Here is a 16,144-nt window from a genome sequence, read left to right on the forward strand (position 1 = left end):
CGCACGATCCACCGCGGCTTACTGAATCTTGATGTGATCGTCACGCGGCCGGAGCGTCCACGGCCTGCATCAACTGCTGTTCCGGGGCCACCGCCTGCAGCCCCATCTCGCGCAGCGCCGCCCAGATCGTGACCTGGTTGGCCGTCAGCACCGGCTTGCCCAACTCGTGCTCCAGCGGCCCGATGATGTCGTAGGTCGGCAGGTTCGTGCAGCTGATGAACATCGCCTCGGCCTCCGGTCGGTCCGCCGAACGCACGATGTCCACCACCTGCCGGTAGTTGACCTTCCAGATCTGGCCGAGCAACCCCAGCCCGACACTGGTGACCACCTCGATGCCGTGTTCGTCGAGGAAACCGTGCAACCGCTCGGTCACGCTCTCCACGTACGGCGTGGCGATCGAGATCCGGCCGACGCCCAACATCTGCAGGGCCTGCACCAGCGCGCCGGAGGCGGTCACCGCCGCTGGCGCACCGGCCTGCAGCATCACCTCGACCAGCGCGCGCTCGCCGGTCGCCCCGTTGACGAAGCTGCCGGAGGTGCACGCGTAGGCGACCACCTCCGGCTCCGGGACCAGCAGGTCGCGAGTAGCACCGTGCACCGCCGCCTCGTCGCTGACCAGGCTGGCCTGCTCGACGGTCACCGGCACCGGCACGAATGCGGTGCGCGTCAGGTACAGCGAGACATCCGCTGGAGTCCACCGCCACAACTCGCGGTCCAGCGCCAGGTCGAACGGAGCGATCACTCCCACGCCGCGTTGCGGCTCCGGGCCCGATACCGCCCCGAGGAAGTCAGGCGGCATGTGTCCCCCCGTCAACCCTGGTAGCGGTCGTAGCGGAGGGTCTCGCCGACGCTGCCGGATCTCCAGACGTCGTTGCACGCCTCGGCCATCTGGTCCAGCCCCTCGACGATGGTCGCGTAGACGTTGCCCGGCACCCAACCCACGTCCCCGTTGAGCAGCAGGTTGTTCCGCCCGTAGAAGATGGCCAGATCGATCACGCCGGGCAGCTCGTGGATGTCCTTCTCCTCCTTGAACTCCCGGTCGAGCATGCCGCTGGGGAAGGAGAAGTACACGACATCGCCGGGGATCGGGGTGACCGTCGGGTTTTCCTGACCGGGTTCCTCGGCCGCGAACCGCGGCACCATCGTGTAGATCTCGTTGCGGGCGTACTTGGCGTGGTGCACCGGCCCGACCTGCGGCAGCGCTTGCCACACCGCCTCGCAGGTCCGGGGCGCGTCCTTGTCCAGCAGCTCGGCCACACAGGACACACCGCGCTTTTCCAGCGTGATCGACAGGTACCTGGGCATCGTGATCTTCCGTTCGCAGGAGTGGGGACGCTTCATCTCCTCCGGCCCCGCCCGCCCGGCCGCGCCGCACGTCGGGATTCGCCTCGCAGCCGAGGGTACCCGTGGATTGTTGACAATCCTACGAACGCTTCATAGCGTGTCAATGCCCCGATGCGAGCGCGTTTTCCCGCTCAGGCTGGGGGAAACAAACTCTTAACCGGCACGCCCATCGATCGCCGCTGCCCACGCCCGCACGCCCACCGCCCTTAAGGTCAGGTCATGATCAATCGCACGCCCAGGGTCGTCGTCCTGCATGACGGCAACCCACCGGAGGCGATGACCCGCATCGAAGCCCGGGCCGAGCTCCGCTACGCCACCGCGGACGAACTGCCCACCACGCTGCCCGGCGCCGACGTGCTGTTCGTCTGGGACTTCCGCACCGACGCCATCTCCGACGCCTGGCCCCGCGCCGACGCGCTGCGCTGGATGCACGCCGCCAGCGCCGGGGTGGACCGGCTGCTGCTGCCCGCCGTGCGCGACTCCGACGTCGTGGTGACCAACTCCCGCGGCGTCTTCGACCAGCCGATGGCCGAATACGTGCTCGGCACCGTGCTGACCTTCGCCAAGGACATGCACACCACGCTCCGGCTGCAGGACCGCAAGCAGTGGCAGCACCGCGTCACCGAACGCGTCGCGGGCAAAACCGCGCTGGTGGTCGGCACCGGGCCGATCGGCCGGGCCATCGCCCGCCAGCTCTCGGCCGCCGGGCTGGCCGTCTCCGGCGCCGGTCGCCTCGGCCGCAGTGGCGACCCCGACTTCGGCGACGTGCACGCCTCCACCGACCTCGCCCACGTCATCGGCGCCTTCGACTACATCGTGCTCGCCGCGCCGCTGACCGAGCAGACCAAGGGGCTCGTCGACGCCGAGGTCCTCGCCCACTGCCGCCCCACCGCGCGGCTGATCAACGTTGGCCGCGGCGAACTCGTCGTCGAAGCAGACCTGGTGGCCGCGCTGCGCGCCGGGCAGCTGGCCGGGGCGGCGCTGGACGTCTTCGAAACCGAGCCGTTGCCGGTGAACTCCCCGCTGTGGGAGATGCCCGGCGTGCTCGTCTCACCGCACATGTCCGGCGACACCGTCGGCTGGACCGACGAACTCGTCGACCTCTTCCTCGCCAACCTGCGCAGCTACACCGACGGCACCCCGCTGCGCAACGTGGTCGACAAGCAACGCGGTTACGTCAGCGGAACGGAGCACTGATGGCCAACACCCAGCCTGCCCAGACCACGGCGGCCGACCTCACCGCAACCGAACTGCTCGCCAGCTACGCCGCAGGCGAGCTGTCGCCGGTGGAGGCCACCGAAGCGGCATTGCGCCGCATCGACGACGCCGACGCGGCGGTCAACGCCTACTGCCTGGTCGACGCCGACCGGGCGTTGGAGCAGGCCCGTGCATCCGAGCAACGCTGGCAACGTGGCGAACCGGCTGGACGGCTGGACGGTGTGCCGACCTCGATCAAGGACATCTTCCTCACCCGGCACTGGCCGACGCTGCGCGGCTCCCGCACCACCGACCCGCACCAGCAGTGGACCGTCGACGCGCCCGCCGTGGCCCGGCTGCGCGAGCACAACGCCGTGTTCGTCGGTAAGACCACCACGCCGGAACTGGCGTGGAAAGGCGTCACCGACAGCCCGTTGCACGGCATCACCCGCAACCCCTGGGACCCCTCGCGCACCTCCGGCGGTTCCAGCGGTGGCGCTGCCGCCGCCGTCGCGCTGGGCATGGCGCCGCTGGCCATCGGCACCGACGGTGGTGGATCGGTGCGCATCCCGGCGGCGTTCTGCGGCATCGTCGCCCTCAAGGCCACCTACGGCCGGGTTCCGCACTACCCCGCCAGCCCGTACGGCACCCTGGCGCACGCCGGGCCGATGACCACCACCGTCACCGAGACCGCGCTGATCCTTGACGTGCTCTCCGAGCCCGACAGCCGCGACTGGTCCGCGCTGGAACCGCCCAGCGCGTCCTTCCTGGACGGTCTCGATACCGGGGTGCGCGGCCTGCGCATCGCGGTCAGCGTCGACCTCGGCTTCGACACCTCCGTCGACCCCGAAGTCTCGCGTGCGGTCACCGCCGCCGCGCAGGTCTTCGAAGAGCTCGGGGCGATCGTCGAGCACGTCGATCCCGGCATCAGCGACCCCATCGAGGACTTCCACGTGCTGTGGTTCGCCGGAGCCGCCAAATCCGTCGAGCACCTCACGGCCGAACAGCGCGAACAGCTCGATCCGGGACTGCACGAGATCTGTCGGCAGGGCCTGACCTACTCCGCCCAGGACTACCTGGAAGCCACCAACACCCGGATGCTGCTCGGGCAGCGCATGGGCGCCTTCCACCAGACCTACGACCTGTTGCTGACCCCGACCGTGCCGATCCCGGCGTTCGAAGCGGGCCGCGAGGTCCCCAGCGGCTCGGCGAATCCGCGCTGGACGAGCTGGACCCCGTTCACCTACCCGTTCAACATGACCCAGCAGCCCGCCGCCAGCGTGCCCTGCGGACACACCACCGACGGACTGCCGATCGGCCTGCAGATCATCGGCCCCCGCCACGCCGACGCGAAGGTCCTGCGCGCGGCGCGCGCCTACGAACAAGCCCACCCCTGGCACCGCCCCCGACCCCGCTGAACCACCACAATCGGGTAGATCTGAGCTGGGTGAGGGGCACCCGTGACCAAGCAACTGGGTCACGGGTGCCCCTCACTCGATCACGTCAGGGTGAGCATGGTGGTGAATCCGAGTGCCGTCACCCGCAGCGTCGAACACGCTCCCAGGGCGAAGGCCTTGGGATCGTTGCGCTACCGCGATTGCCACCGCCGCCGCGCCCGCCGGTGACGCCGCGACGTCCCGGTCGCAGCACCCGACCTGCACCGCCCGCTGCACGCCGTCTGGCGCTCCGGCCTCCAGCTCACCGGCTCGGCCGCCGCCCTGCTGGCCATCGCCATGCGCACCCCGGAAACCCGCGGCTGAATGCCCGCCCTACTCGTCCTCCCAGGCCGACATCACATGCTTGATCCGGCTGTACTCCTCCAGGCCGTAACGGCCGAAATCGCGCGCCGACGCCGAGTGCTTGAACCCGCTGTGCGGCATCTCCGCGGTCAGCGGATGGTGCGCGTTGATCCACACCGTCCCCGCCTGCAACCGCCGCGACACCCGCATCGCCCGCGAATGATCGCGTGTCCACACACTCGCGACCAGCCCGTAACGGACCCCGTTGGCCAGCTCGACCGCTTCCTGTTCGCTGTCGAAGCGCTGCACGGTCAGCACCGGACCGAGCACCTCGTTCTGCACCAGCTCGTCGTCCTGCTCCTCCCCGACGACCACGGTCGCCTCGTGGAAGAACCCCCGCTCCCCCTTGCGCCGCCCACCGGCCACGATCCGCGCGTGCTCGGGGAGCCGGTCCAGGTGCGCCTGCACGATCTCCAACTGCCCCAAGCTGTTCAACGGCCCGAACGCCGCATCGGGATCCTGCGGCGGTCCCGGCCGCATCGCCTCGGCCCACTCCACCAACCTGGCCACCAATTCGTCGAACACCTCGGGTCCGGCCAATACCCGGCTGGCCGCCGTGTCGCTCTGCCCCGCGTTGCCGAAAGCCGCCGCCGCGATCCGCCGCGCCGCCCGCGGCACGTCCGCGTCATCGAAGACCACCGCAGGAGCCTTGCCGCCCAACTGCAGGTGTGCGCGCTTGAGGTCCGCCGCCGCCGAACCCGCGACCTCCATCCCGGACCGCACTGTGCCGGTGATCGAGAACATCCCGGGCACCTCGTGCGCCACCATCGCGCGTCCGCTGTCCCGATCACCGCAGATCAGGTTCAACGCGCCCGCGGGCACGAACTCACTCGCGATCTCCACCAGCATCGCGGTGCTCACCGGCGTGGTCTCCGCGGGCTTGAGGACCACCGTGTTTCCCGCCGCCAACGCCGGTGCGAACTTCGCCGCCGCAAGCAACAGCGGATGCGTCCACGACGTGACCTGCGCGCACACGCCGATCGGTTCCCGCCGCGCGAACGACGTGCAGCCGGGCTGGTACTCACCGCCCGCACCGTCCTCCTGCACCCGTGCGGCGCCGGCGTAGAAACGGATCAGGTCCACCGCCATCGGCAACTCGTCATCCCGTACGACCGACCACGGCTTGCCGGTGTTGCGGCACTCGGCCACCACCAACTCCTCGGCCCGGTCCTCGACGGCGTCAGCGACTTTCAGCAACACCTGTTGCCGTTGCCGGGGCGTCGTCTGCGACCAGGAATCGAACGCCGTCGCGGCCACGGCCATCACCGCGTCCACGTCCATCCAGCGCGTCAAGGGACAGGTCCCGTACTCCTCGCCGGTACTGGGATCCACCAGTGGCAGGGTCTCCCCGGCCAGGGTGTCGGCCGGTTCACCGCCGACGAAGTTGTGCAGTTCCAGCGCCGTGGTCAAAAAGAGCCTCCATCGCTGGGCCGACCGTCATTGGTCGACCGGGTGCCGCGTCCACCAACCGACCCTATCCGGACGGCTGCGGGTGTGAAGGCGGCTCGCCGGGGTGGGATCAGCTCGCCTTCGGCACCCGCAGCCGCCACTGCGCCACGGTGCCCGCCGCCAGCAGCACCAACACCGGTGCGAACGCCCAGCGGTAGGCGGCTGCGGCAGGCAGCAACGACACCACCTGCAACACCGCACCCACCAGCAACTGGATGAACACCGCAGCGGTGAACCCACCCATGTTCACCACCCCCGAGGCGGTCCCGGACCGGTGCGCCGCGTTGGCCATCCGCGCCCCGTCGAACGCCAGCATCGCCCCGCCCCCACCGACGCCGATGACCACCAGCGCCACCACCAGCACCGGCAGCGGCAACACCGCTGGCCAGCCGACCAGAACCGCCCAAACCGCGACAACCGCGCAGGACAACGCCAGGGTGAACCGGTCCCGCCGCTGCGGGCGTCCGGAGATGTGCTGCCCGGCGAACCACGAGCCCCCGATGAAACCGAGCACGCAGAGCAGCAGCAGCGAACCGACTTCGGGCTGGCCGTGCCCCTGCGCAGTCGTCAGCCACGGCGCTCCCCACAACGTCGTCACTGCCAGGAACTGCGCCATCAGCACGAAATGCACCCAGAAGGAGTGCTTGGTGCCGCGCTGCGCGATGACATCCCGCAGCGCGTGCACGACCCGCTCCGGCTCCGCATGCGCCTGCGGCACGGGCTCGGGTTGGTCCCGGATCACCAGCACCGCGACCACCGCCAGCCCCAGGGTCAGCGCTGCCGCTCCCAGGAACGTCGGCACCCAGCCAAGACCGTGCAGGGACAGGCCCAGCGGCAGCGTCGAGACCACCTGGCCCAGCCCACCGGCCAGCCCGGTCAGCGCCGCGACCTTGCCGAAGCGGTGCGGCGGGAACCAGTGGGCGGCCAACCGCAGCACGTTGGTGAACATGAACGCGTCACCGAAGCCGATGAGCATCCGGCCGACGATCCCACCGTAGATCGAACCGCTCACCGCGAAGACCGCCGACCCGACCGCCAGCGCCACCATGCCGCCCGTGATCACTTTCCGGGGACCGAGCCGGTCCGCCAGCAACCCGGACGGCACCTGCAGGGCGAGGTAAACCCCCAGCTGAAGAGCGGAGAACAACGCCAGGATCGCCGGAGGGACGTTGAAGCGCTGCAACGCTTCCGGCGCCGCCACGCCCAGGCTGGCGCGGTGGAACAACGCCGCGCAGTAGCAGATCGCGCCAACTCCCCACACCAGCCACGACACGCGCGACGACCTGTGGTGATCGGCCTGCTCCCCGGCAAGCGGCGTGCTCACGACCGTCCCGAACACCCGAACCCCTCCCCACCCATCTTGTATTCATCATAGATACAAGATGGGTGGAAGTACGATGCCCTCGTGTCGAGCGCAACATCACGCGAAACCGCGTCCTCCGCCGCCAACTCGGAGGCCCCCGCCGCAGACCGCGCGTACCAACACGTCAAAGCTGGCCTGCTGGACGGCAGCTTCCCCGACGGCTACCTGCTGTCCGAAGGCGAGGTGGCGAACGCGCTGCAGATGTCGCGCACCCCGGTGCGCGAGGCGTTCCTGCGACTGCAGACCGAAGGATTCCTGCGGCTGTACCCGAAGCGCGGCGCGCTCGTCGTGCCGGTGACCCCCACCGAAGCCCGCGCCGTCGTGGAAGCACGACTGGCGCTGGAGAGCTTCGCCATCGACAAGCTCGCCGTGCAAGGCCACGAGGCGATGACCACGGTAGGCGACCAACTCGCCGCGCATCCGGCCTGCGACCCCGCCGAACTCAGCGACGCGGACATGCACGAGGCGGACCGGGCCTTCCACGCCACGCTCGTGGCCTCGGCCGGGAATCCGGTGGTCGCCGACCTCTACAACGCGCTGCGCGACAAGCAGATGCGGATCACCGCCACGGCCCGCACCCACGCCATCCGACCCCGGATCACCCACCAGCACACCGAACTGGCGGCGGCGATCCGCGACGGCGACCCGGAACTGGCCAAGACCCGGCTGCGCGAACACCTCCTCGGCACGGTCCGCGCCCTCGGCGTCGCCGGTGGCCCTTACCTCGACCCCACCGTCGACGCCTAGTCCCCGCTTGTCATCTTCGCGGCCCGGTCTATGCGCTTAGGGTGTTCTGGATTAATTTCAGTTAACACTGAAGTAATTATGATTACGAAATCAAAGCAGATGCTGGACCGACTCCCCGGCTTCCGCGTTCGGGCCGCGCGTGTCAGGGGCGCCGCCTAGCCTCAATGCGTGGCTGAGATGCAGGTCGTCACGGCGACGCCACCGCCTCGGCTGCGGTCGCTGATCACCGACTGCACCGGTTATCGCGTGCGGTCCGCACCCGGCGTGCACCACGGGCTGCCGTCGCGGAGCCTGACCGTGGTCATCTCCCTCGACGACGCGGTGGACATCACCCCGGCAGCGGGACCGGATCAATCGCTCACCGCGCTCGCCGCCGGTCTGCACGCCCAAGCCGTTCGGATCAACCACGGCGAGTTGCAGCACGGCATCCAACTGGGCCTCACCCCGCTGGGCGCTCGCGCCCTGCTGGGCCTGCCCGCCGGTGAACTCGTCGACAGCAGCGTCGACCTCGACGTCGTGCTGGGCCCGGCTGCCACCGAACTCGCCGAGCGACTGCGCGCGGCGACGACCTGGAGCGACCGCTTCACCTGCCTCAACGACGCACTCCTGCGGCTGGCCGCCCCGGCCGCCCTCCCCTCCCCGGAACTCGGCTGGATCTGGCGGCGGATGGCCCAGACCGACGGCCACCTCCCGATCACGGCACTGGCCGCCGAGGTCGGGTGGAGCCGCCAGCACCTCGGCGTCCAGTTCCGCCGCGAGTTCGGCCTGTCCCCCAAGCTCCTCGCCCGCGTGATGCGCTTCGAGCGGGCCCGCCGCCTGCTGATCGCCGGAGTCCACCGCAGCTTCGCCGACGTCGCGACCGCCTGCGGCTACGCCGACCAGGCCCACTTCAACCGGGATTGGCGGGAGTTCGCCGGGCTGTCCCCATCGCGGTGGATGGCCCAGGACCTTCCATTCGTCCAAGGCGCCGCACACCTGCCGGATGCATCCTGACGCCATGGCGAACACACCGACGGGCATCTGGCCCCTGATCCCCTACGCCGATCCGAAGGCGGGCATCCGCTTCCTGGTCGACGCCTTCGGCTTCGAGGAAACCCTGGTCGTGCCCGGCGACGACGGCAAGATCGCGCACGCCGAGCTGCGCTGGCCGAACGGCGGCGGAGTCATGATCGGCACCTGCGAACCCGGCCACCCGTTCGCGAAACCGAAGGGCTCGGCCGGGCTCTACGTGGTCACCGACAAACCCGACGATCTGTACGAACGCGCCGTCGCAGCCGGTGCCGAGGTCATCCTCGCACCCGAGGACAAGGACTACGGTTCCCGCGAGTTCGCCGTCCGCGACCCGGAAGGCAACAGCTGGAGCTTCGGCACCTACGCGGGCAGCTGACACCCCCGACACGACCGAAGGAGGCACCCACGACCGGGCACCCCCTTCGCCGGGAAGTCCTACCTGGACTGATCCTCATCGGACACCGGCGGTTGGGCCAGGGCACCGGGCTCGGCGATGGCCGCCGGGGTTGTCCCGACACTCGGTCCGGGCACCTCCTTGCGGGCCACCGCTTCGGCCGCCCGGACCGCCTCCGCGACCTCCGGGGTCGTCGAGGTGTCGAACCACGCCTTGACCGATTCCTCTTCCTCCTCCGGCGCGATCCCCGGAATCTCCTCGGTCGGCGGCTCGTAGCGGAACACACCGTCCTCGCCGGGCGCGCCGAGCATCCGCGCGAAACCCTCCAGGGACTTGCCGAAATCGCTGGGCACCACCCAGACCTTGTTCGCGTCGCCCTGCGCCATCTGCGGCAACGTCTGCAGGTACTGGTAGGCCAGCAGCTCCGGAGTCGGCTTGCCGCGCTTGACCGCCGCGAAGACCTTCTCGATGGCCTTCGCCTGGCCCTGCGCCTGCAGGTACCGGCTGGCCCGGTCACCCTGCGCCCGCAGGATGCTGGACTGCCGGTCGGCCTCCGCGGACAGGATGGCCGCCTGCTTCTGACCCTCGGCAGCCAGGATCGCGGCCTGCTTCTGGCCCTCGGCGGTCTTGATCGCCGACTCCCGCTCACCTTCGGCGTTGAGGATCATCGCGCGCTTCTCCCGGTCGGCGCGCATCTGCTTCTCCATCGAGTCCTGGATGGACGGCGGCGGATCGATCGCCTTCAGCTCCACCCGCGCGACCCGGATGCCCCAGCGCCCGGTCTCCTGGTCCAGCACCCCGCGCAGCTGCGTGTTGATCGCATCCCGCGAGGTCAGCGTCTCCTCCAGGCTCATCGCGCCGACCACGTTGCGCAGCGTGGTGGTGGTCAACTGCTCCACCGCGATGATGTAGTTGGAGATCTCGTACACCGCCGAGCGCGAATCGGTGACCTGGAAGTACACCACGGTGTCGATCGACACCGTCAGGTTGTCCTGGGTGATCACCGGCTGCGGCGGGAACGACACCACCTGCTCGCGCAGGTCGATGCGGGCTCGGACCCGGTCCAGGAACGGCACCAGGAAGTTCAGGCCGGGCTCGGCGACCGACCGGAACTTGCCGAGTCGTTCGATCACCGCCGACTGGGCCTGCGGCACCACCATCACGGACTTCACCGCGATGATGAGCACCAGCAGCACCACGACCACCAGCACGATCAGTTCGGTCACGCCAACATCCCTCTTTTCACGGCTCAGCCCACACGACGGCAGTCGCGCCCGCGATCTCCATCACGGTGACGGTCTGGCCGACCTCGATGACTTGGGTCTCGTCGAACGCCCGCGCCGACCACAGTGCCCCGTCGATGCGCACCTGGCCACTGTGCGCATCCACTGTGGATTCCACCTTGGCCCGCTTGCCGACCAGGGCGTCCACATTGGTCTTGAGTTCGCGCTGCACCTGCATCCGCCGCTTCAGCGCGGGCCGTGCCAGGAAGATCAACCCCAGTCCCAGCACCGCGAACACCACGGCGTCCACCGGCAGCGGTGCACCGAGCGCCGAAGCACCGGCGGCACCCAACGCCGCAGCACCGAGCATCACCAGGACGAAGTCCCCGGAGAGCACCTCGGCGGCGACCAGCAACACCCCGGCGATCAGCCACAGCAGCGCGGGAGTCATATTCCCCATGGTGACAGACGCCGGGGAGCCGCGAAGGCGGATTTCTCCGGCGTGATCAACACGTGACTCGACGTGCACCGCGATGACCGGAGTGCACCATTCACGCACGCGCCGTCAGGCGTCGTGGCGCGGGCGACCATCAGCTTTCCTCGGTGACGAAGTCGATCAGCCGCTCGACCGCGGCCAGCAGCGGGGCCTCGACGTCCCGGAAGCTCGACGCGGCCGCCAGCACCCGCCGCCAGCCGTCGGCCGGTTCACCCCAGCCCAGCTCTGCGCACACGCCCTGCTTCCAGTCCGTGCCGCGCGGGACCCGCGGCCAGCCCGCGATGCCCAACGCCCGCGGCTTGACCGCTTCCCAGATGTCCACGAACGGGTGGCCGGTGACCAGCACGTTCGGGTCGTCGATGCCCTCGACCAGCCGGGATTCCTTGCTGCCGGGGACCAGGTGGTCCACCAGCACCCCGACCCGCCGCCCCGGTTCGGGGCCGAACTCGGCCAGCAGGCCGGGCAGGTCGTCCACGCCGTGCAGCGGCTCCACGACCACGCCCGCCACACGCAGGTCGTGCCCCCAGATGCGCTCCACCAGCTCGGCGTCGTGCAGACCTTCGACCCAGATCCGGCTGCCCCGCGCGGTCCGCGCCCGCAGCCCTTCCACCCGCACGGACCCGGACGCCGAACGCGTCGACTTCGCCTCCGGCTCGACGCGCACCGGTACCAGCGTCGCCGGTTTCCCCTCGAACAGGAACGCCGCCGGGCGCATCGGGAACAACCGCTGCTTGCCATGGCGGTCCTCCAGCACGACGGTGTCCTTGTCCACCCGCAGCACCGCCCCGCAGAACCCGCTGGCCGGGTCTTCGACCACCAAGCCGGGTTCGGCGGGGATCTCCGGCACCTTCCAGCGGCGCGGGCCCGCGAGGATGTCCTTGCCGTAGTTGACCGAACGCACGAGGCGCCACGGTAATCCGATCGGGGAATCCGTGGGGTGCGGCGCGCCGCGATGCGTAGATCACAGTCGAAAACCCCCGGACGACGCGCCCGCGGACCGATCCGTACCCTGCTCGACGTGCCTTGCCCAAGCGCCACGATGGTTGTCTGGACGTCCGCCTGGCTGCATGGTGCAGCCGCTTCGGACGACGTGCTCGATGCCCTGCAGACCTGGGCCGAGACGCAGGAAGTGCGTGCCTGCGACGCGGATCTGGCCGCGCGGCTGGAACTGCCCGGTCCGCAGGAGTCCCCGGCCGGTCCGGCGCTGCTGCTGGCGGCGCTGCGCAAGGCGGGGGCGGGCAACGGTGAGCTGGTCCTGCCGGTGCCCGGCGACGCGCGCGGTCTCGGCGGTTCGAGCGCGTTCGCGAAATTGGCGATGCGCGTCGGTGAAGCCGTCGTGCTGCCGGACGCCGGTCTCGGGCTCGTCCCGCAGCGCGTCGCCGAGGGAATCCTGCGCTGGACCGCATTCGAAATCGGGGATCTGCCCCCTGCCGAGCACCTGCCGATCGGCGAAGCTGAGCACGGCATGGCCTCGGCAATGCGCGAAGCCGCCAGCGCACTGATCGATCTCGGTGTCGCCAAGCAGCGCCCAGGGGTGCGCGAGGAGATCGCCGAGACCGTCGCCTCCCGCCCAGCGCCGCGGTGGCCGCAGGACGTGCCGCAGCGCACCCTGCGCATCCTGCAACGGGCCACCGAAGTCGAGGCGATCCTGTGGGTGGCCACCGATGATGCGCCCGGCGGCGCCCTGTCCGCGTCGGCGATCCGCGGCCGCACGGAAGCACTGCGCCCGCTGTTCGACGCCGTCCGAGCCGCCCGCCGCGCCTCGGTGACCGAGATGGTCCGCGTCCTCGCCGACCGCGCCAGCAAGCCCTGACTCACCCGATCGTGAACGAGGGAAGGGCACCTTTGACCGGCTTACTCGGTAAAGGTGCCCTCCACCTCGGAAAATCGCCCTGAAAGTGGTCAGCAGCCGGGGGCGCAGGGTTCTCCGTTGGTCGTGGAACCCGCTGCGGGCATGGTGGAGAGCTTGCGCAGTTCGGTGCCTTCGGTGTGCTCGGCGACCAGTTCGACGATCAGCTTCGCGAACCTCGGGTCCGGGCCAGCCGTCGCCGCGCGGGCGAAGCCCATGCCCAGCTCGGCGGCCTTGTCCCTGGCTTCGCTGTCCAGGTCCCAGATCACTTCGAGGTGGTCGGAGAGGAACCCCACCGGGCTGACCACCACCGCCTGGACGCCCTTGGCGTGCAGGTCGTCGAGGTGGTCGCAGATGTCCGGCTCCAGCCACGGCACCTGCGGTGGGCCGGACCGCGACTGCCACACCACGTCGTAGCGGTCCACCCCGACCGCCTCCGCGACCAGCCGGGACGCCTCCGCGACCTGCCGCGAGTACCACTGCGGGCGACCGTCCGGCCCGTCCTGCGCATCGGCCCGCAGCGGAACCGAGTGCGCGGTGAACACCAACCGCGCCTGCTCACGCTGGGCCGGGTCCAGCTCCGCGAACGCGCGGCGCACCGCGTCGGCGTTGGCCTCGATGAACAGCGGGTGGTCGAAGAACTGCCGCAACTTCACCAGTTCCGGCGCCCGGTCGCCGACCGCGGCACGGGCCCGCGCGATGTCCTCGTGGTACTGCTTGCAACCCGAGTAGCCGCCCCAGGCGGAGGTGGCGAACACCAGCGCCCGGCGCACCCCGTCGTCGGCCATCTTCGCGACGGTGTCCTCGATCATCGGATGCCAGTTGCGGTTGCCGAAGTAGACCGGCAGCTGGCGGCCCTGCGCGGCCAGTTCGTCCCGCAGCGCGGCGATGATCTCCTCGTTGAGCCGATTGATCGGCGACACCCCGCCGAAGTGGTGGTAGTGCTCGGCGACCTCGTCGAGGCGCTCCGGCGGCACTCCCCTGCCCCTGGTGACGTTCTCCAGGAACGGTCGGACTTCCGCCGGGCCCTCGGGCCCTCCGAACGACAGGAAAAGCAACGCATCAAAGCTCACCGGACCATGATGGCGCTGCGCACCGCCCGCCCGCAGCCGGGGCCACCCGACTACGGGCGCTTCAGCGAGCCCTGCCTTCGAGCTCCTTTTGCGTGGCGGTGCGGGTAGCGGAACCTCAGACGCCGTCTCGGTCCGGGATCCCCGACATCATGTAATGCCAATACACCACGTCGAGGCTGTCCTCCCGACACGACGCCTGAGAACCCGCGGCGGCGCGAGCTGCGAAGGTGGGCTAAGCGGCTAGCGCCGCTTCAAAAAGCAGATCAAAGACGGCGACTCAGATGCCGAGAGCGTGCACGCCGCCGTCGACCATGATCATCGAGCCGGTGGTCTTGGGCAGCCAGTCCGACAGCACCGCGCACACCGACTTCGCAACCGGGGTGGGGTCGTCGACGTCCCAGCCCAGCGGGGCCCGGTCACCCCAACCGGCCTCCAGGTCGGCGAATCCCGGGATCGACTTGGCCGCCATGGTGCGCACCGGACCCGCCGACACCAGGTTGACCCGGATGCCCTTCGGGCCGAGCTCACGCGCCAGGTAGCGGGAGGTCGACTCCAGCGCAGCCTTGGCCACGCCCATCCAGTCGTAGGCGGGCCAGGCGACGCGGGCGTCGAAGTCCATGCCGACGATCGAGGCACCCTCGCCCAGCATCGGCAGCGTGGCGGTGCTCAGCGACTTCAAGGAGTACGCCGAGACCTCCAACGCGGTCGAGACGTCCGCCCACGGCGCCGCCAGGAAGTCGCCGCCCAGGCAGGACGGCGGGGCGAAGCCGATCGAGTGCAGCACGCCGTCCAGCCCGGCGACGTGCTGGCGCACCCGCTCGGCCAGGCTGTCGAGGTGCTCGGTGTTGGTCACGTCGAGCTCGAGCACCGGCGCGGGCTTGGGCAGCCGACCGGCGATGCGCTCCACCAGGCTCATCCGGCCGAACCCGGTGAGCACCACCTCGGCGCCCTCCTCCTGGGCGACCTTGGCGGCGTGGAACGCGATCGACGCGTCGGTGATCACGCCGGTGACCAGAATCCGCTTGCCTTCGAGCAATCCGCTCACGAAATTCCTCCGCTGTGCTTGATCAGGTCCATCGGCACCCACAACTCCCACCACCGCTGCCGGGCGCGAGAAGCCGAATCGTCCACTGTGTCCGTCCGATGCGGAAACGGCCTCAGTGTCCCATCCCGAGACCACCGTCGACCGGGATCACCGCGCCGGTGATGTAACCCGCTGCGTCGGAAGCCAGCCACTCGACGGTGGCCGCCACCTCGTCGGCGGAAGCGAACCGGGCCAGCGGGATCTGGCCGAGGATCTCCTTCTTGCGCTCCTCGGACAGCGCGTCGGTCATGTCGGTGGTGACGAAACCGGGCGCGACCACATTGGCCGTGATGCTGCGCGATCCCAGCTCGCGGGCGATCGAGCGGGCCAGACCCACCAGACCCGCCTTGCTCGCCGCGTAGTTGGCCTGCCCGGCACCGCCGGAGAGTCCGACCACGGATGAGACGAAGATCATCCGACCCCGGCGGTTGCGCAGCATGCTGCTGGCCGCCCGCTTGGCCACCCGGTAGGAACCGGCCAGGTTGGCGTCGATGACCCGGCCGAACTGCTCTTCGCTCATCCGCAGCAGGAGCGTGTCGTCGGTGATGCCCGCGTTGGCCACCAGTACCTCGACCCGACCGTGCGCGGCTTCGACCTCGTCGAAGGCCGCCGCCACCTGCTCCGGGTCGGTGACGTCGCAGCGCACCCCGAACAGCCCTTCCGGCGCACCCGATCCGCGGTGTGTGACCGCCACCTTGTCCCCGGCGGCCTGGAAGGCTTTCGCGATGGCCAATCCGATGCCGCGGTTACCACCGGTCACCAGTACGGACCGTGCCACTGTGGATCTCCCCTCGAACAACACCGCAAGCTTTGTTTCAGCCGCGACATTATCCGTTCGCGGTCATCGACCGCCCAGCGCCTCCATACAGAATTAGCTGCACCGTGTCGTGGTCCACCTACAGCGACCACGACAGGCAGACTGCGCTACGCAGCCTGTCTTCCAACTCGTTCTGCGTGGCGGTGCGGGTAGCGGAACCTCAGACGCCGTCTCGGTCCGGGATCCCCGACATCATGTATGCCAATACACCACGTCGAGGCGGTCCTCCCGACACGACGCCTGAGAACCCGCGGCGGTGCCAGCTGCGAGGGTGGGCTAAGCGGCTTCGCCGCTTCGA

The 16,144-nt window shown here is 69.8% G+C and carries 15 protein-coding genes and 2 pseudogenes; 6 read left to right on the plus strand and 11 right to left on the minus strand.

Features of this window, described 5'->3' with window-relative positions; all coding sequences use genetic code 11:
• Window positions 1–40: 40 nt before the first annotated feature.
• Together MOQ72_RS07300 and MOQ72_RS07305 are read right to left on the minus strand one after the other, a co-directional pair.
• Window positions 41–799 (minus strand): maleate cis-trans isomerase family protein, encoded by a 759-nt coding sequence (locus MOQ72_RS07300; RefSeq protein ID WP_242181371.1) that lies wholly within the window; start codon window positions 797–799, stop codon window positions 41–43.
• Between the two features lie 11 nt (window positions 800–810).
• The gene (locus tag MOQ72_RS07305; protein ID WP_242181372.1) at window positions 811–1,305 is read right to left on the minus strand and encodes a DUF3830 family protein; all 495 of its coding nucleotides are present in this window, start codon (window positions 1,303–1,305) and stop codon (window positions 811–813) included.
• A 258-nt stretch (window positions 1,306–1,563) separates the two neighbouring features.
• On the opposite strand from MOQ72_RS07305, the gene MOQ72_RS07310 reads away from it, so the two are divergent.
• Window positions 1,564–2,541, plus strand: a complete 978-nt coding sequence (locus MOQ72_RS07310) for a D-2-hydroxyacid dehydrogenase (RefSeq protein ID WP_242181373.1) — start codon at window positions 1,564–1,566, stop codon at window positions 2,539–2,541.
• Entirely contained in the window at window positions 2,541–3,959 is a 1,419-nt protein-coding gene (locus tag MOQ72_RS07315) for an amidase (RefSeq protein ID WP_242181374.1), read from the plus strand. The genes MOQ72_RS07310 and MOQ72_RS07315 overlap by 1 nt, the downstream gene beginning before the upstream one ends.
• 351 nt (window positions 3,960–4,310) lie before the next feature.
• Here MOQ72_RS07315 and MOQ72_RS07320 read toward each other — a convergent pair whose 3' ends face one another.
• Both MOQ72_RS07320 and MOQ72_RS07325 read right to left on the minus strand, forming a co-directional pair.
• Window positions 4,311–5,750, minus strand: coding sequence for an aldehyde dehydrogenase family protein (locus tag MOQ72_RS07320; protein ID WP_242181375.1), 1,440 nt, complete (start codon window positions 5,748–5,750; stop codon window positions 4,311–4,313).
• A gap of 109 nt (window positions 5,751–5,859) precedes the next feature.
• Window positions 5,860–7,128: an MFS transporter gene (locus MOQ72_RS07325; RefSeq protein ID WP_242181376.1), complete on the minus strand. Its 1,269-nt coding sequence runs from the start codon at window positions 7,126–7,128 to the stop codon at window positions 5,860–5,862.
• Window positions 7,129–7,194: 66 nt separating this feature from the next.
• Here MOQ72_RS07325 and MOQ72_RS07330 point away from each other — a divergent pair, with 66 nt between their 5' ends.
• The 3 genes from MOQ72_RS07330 (at window position 7,195) to MOQ72_RS07340 (ending at window position 9,286) form a co-directional block, all read left to right on the plus strand.
• Window positions 7,195–7,899, plus strand: coding sequence for a GntR family transcriptional regulator (locus MOQ72_RS07330; protein WP_242181377.1), 705 nt, complete (start codon window positions 7,195–7,197; stop codon window positions 7,897–7,899).
• A gap of 177 nt (window positions 7,900–8,076) precedes the next feature.
• Complete coding sequence (locus MOQ72_RS07335; RefSeq protein ID WP_242181500.1) at window positions 8,077–8,892, plus strand: helix-turn-helix domain-containing protein; 816 nt, start codon at window positions 8,077–8,079, stop codon at window positions 8,890–8,892.
• A 4-nt stretch (window positions 8,893–8,896) separates the two neighbouring features.
• Window positions 8,897–9,286 (plus strand): VOC family protein, encoded by a 390-nt coding sequence (locus MOQ72_RS07340; protein ID WP_242181378.1) that lies wholly within the window; start codon window positions 8,897–8,899, stop codon window positions 9,284–9,286.
• Between the two features lie 185 nt (window positions 9,287–9,471).
• On the opposite strand, the pseudogene MOQ72_RS45535 reads toward MOQ72_RS07340, so the two are convergent.
• From MOQ72_RS45535 to MOQ72_RS07355, 4 genes and pseudogenes are all read right to left on the minus strand, one after another.
• Window positions 9,472–9,609 (minus strand): annotated as a pseudogene (locus MOQ72_RS45535) (SPFH domain-containing protein); the annotation flags it as partial.
• 399 nt (window positions 9,610–10,008) lie between these two features.
• Window positions 10,009–10,464, minus strand: a pseudogene (locus MOQ72_RS45540) (SPFH domain-containing protein); the annotation flags it as partial.
• Between the two features lie 82 nt (window positions 10,465–10,546).
• A complete protein-coding gene (locus tag MOQ72_RS07350) occupies window positions 10,547–10,978 on the minus strand; it encodes an NfeD family protein (RefSeq protein ID WP_242181379.1) in 432 nt (143 codons plus the stop codon).
• A 139-nt stretch (window positions 10,979–11,117) separates the two neighbouring features.
• A complete protein-coding gene (locus tag MOQ72_RS07355) occupies window positions 11,118–11,924 on the minus strand; it encodes a DUF3097 domain-containing protein (RefSeq protein ID WP_242181380.1) in 807 nt (268 codons plus the stop codon).
• A gap of 138 nt (window positions 11,925–12,062) precedes the next feature.
• Here MOQ72_RS07355 and MOQ72_RS07360 point away from each other — a divergent pair, with 138 nt between their 5' ends.
• Window positions 12,063–12,836 (plus strand): Rv1486c family protein, encoded by a 774-nt coding sequence (locus tag MOQ72_RS07360; RefSeq protein WP_242181502.1) that lies wholly within the window; start codon window positions 12,063–12,065, stop codon window positions 12,834–12,836.
• An 89-nt stretch (window positions 12,837–12,925) separates the two neighbouring features.
• Here MOQ72_RS07360 and MOQ72_RS07365 read toward each other — a convergent pair whose 3' ends face one another.
• The 3 genes from MOQ72_RS07365 to fabG all read right to left on the minus strand — a co-directional run bounded on the left by MOQ72_RS07365 (window position 12,926) and on the right by fabG (window position 15,807).
• Window positions 12,926–13,945 carry a ferrochelatase gene (locus MOQ72_RS07365; RefSeq protein WP_242181381.1) on the minus strand — a complete coding sequence of 340 codons (1,020 nt, stop codon included), beginning with the start codon at window positions 13,943–13,945 and terminating at the stop codon, window positions 12,926–12,928.
• Between the two features lie 277 nt (window positions 13,946–14,222).
• Complete coding sequence (gene fabI / locus MOQ72_RS07370; protein ID WP_242181382.1) at window positions 14,223–14,990, minus strand: enoyl-ACP reductase FabI; 768 nt, start codon at window positions 14,988–14,990, stop codon at window positions 14,223–14,225.
• A 112-nt stretch (window positions 14,991–15,102) separates the two neighbouring features.
• Entirely contained in the window at window positions 15,103–15,807 is a 705-nt protein-coding gene (fabG, locus tag MOQ72_RS07375; protein WP_242181383.1) for a 3-oxoacyl-ACP reductase FabG, read from the minus strand.
• Window positions 15,808–16,144 lie beyond the last annotated feature (337 nt).

Origin of the sequence: Saccharopolyspora soli (genome assembly GCF_022678645.1) — a bacterium.
GTDB lineage: Bacteria > Actinomycetota > Actinomycetes > Mycobacteriales > Pseudonocardiaceae > Saccharopolyspora > Saccharopolyspora soli.

Excerpts from the sequence above, each read along its gene's own strand:
- MOQ72_RS07305 (WP_242181372.1), bottom strand. The coding sequence starts at position 1,305 with ATGCCCAGGTACCTGTCGATCACGCTGGAAAAGCGCGGTGTGTCCTGT.
- MOQ72_RS07315 (WP_242181374.1), top strand. The coding sequence starts at position 2,541 with ATGGCCAACACCCAGCCTGCCCAGACCACGGCGGCCGACCTCACCGCA.
- MOQ72_RS07360 (WP_242181502.1), top strand. The coding sequence starts at position 12,063 with ATGGTTGTCTGGACGTCCGCCTGGCTGCATGGTGCAGCCGCTTCGGAC.
- MOQ72_RS07300 (WP_242181371.1), bottom strand. The coding sequence starts at position 799 with ATGCCGCCTGACTTCCTCGGGGCGGTATCGGGCCCGGAGCCGCAACGC.
- MOQ72_RS07350 (WP_242181379.1), bottom strand. The coding sequence starts at position 10,978 with ATGACTCCCGCGCTGCTGTGGCTGATCGCCGGGGTGTTGCTGGTCGCC.
- MOQ72_RS07310 (WP_242181373.1), top strand. The coding sequence starts at position 1,564 with ATGATCAATCGCACGCCCAGGGTCGTCGTCCTGCATGACGGCAACCCA.
- MOQ72_RS07335 (WP_242181500.1), top strand. The coding sequence starts at position 8,077 with ATGCAGGTCGTCACGGCGACGCCACCGCCTCGGCTGCGGTCGCTGATC.
- MOQ72_RS07340 (WP_242181378.1), top strand. The coding sequence starts at position 8,897 with ATGGCGAACACACCGACGGGCATCTGGCCCCTGATCCCCTACGCCGAT.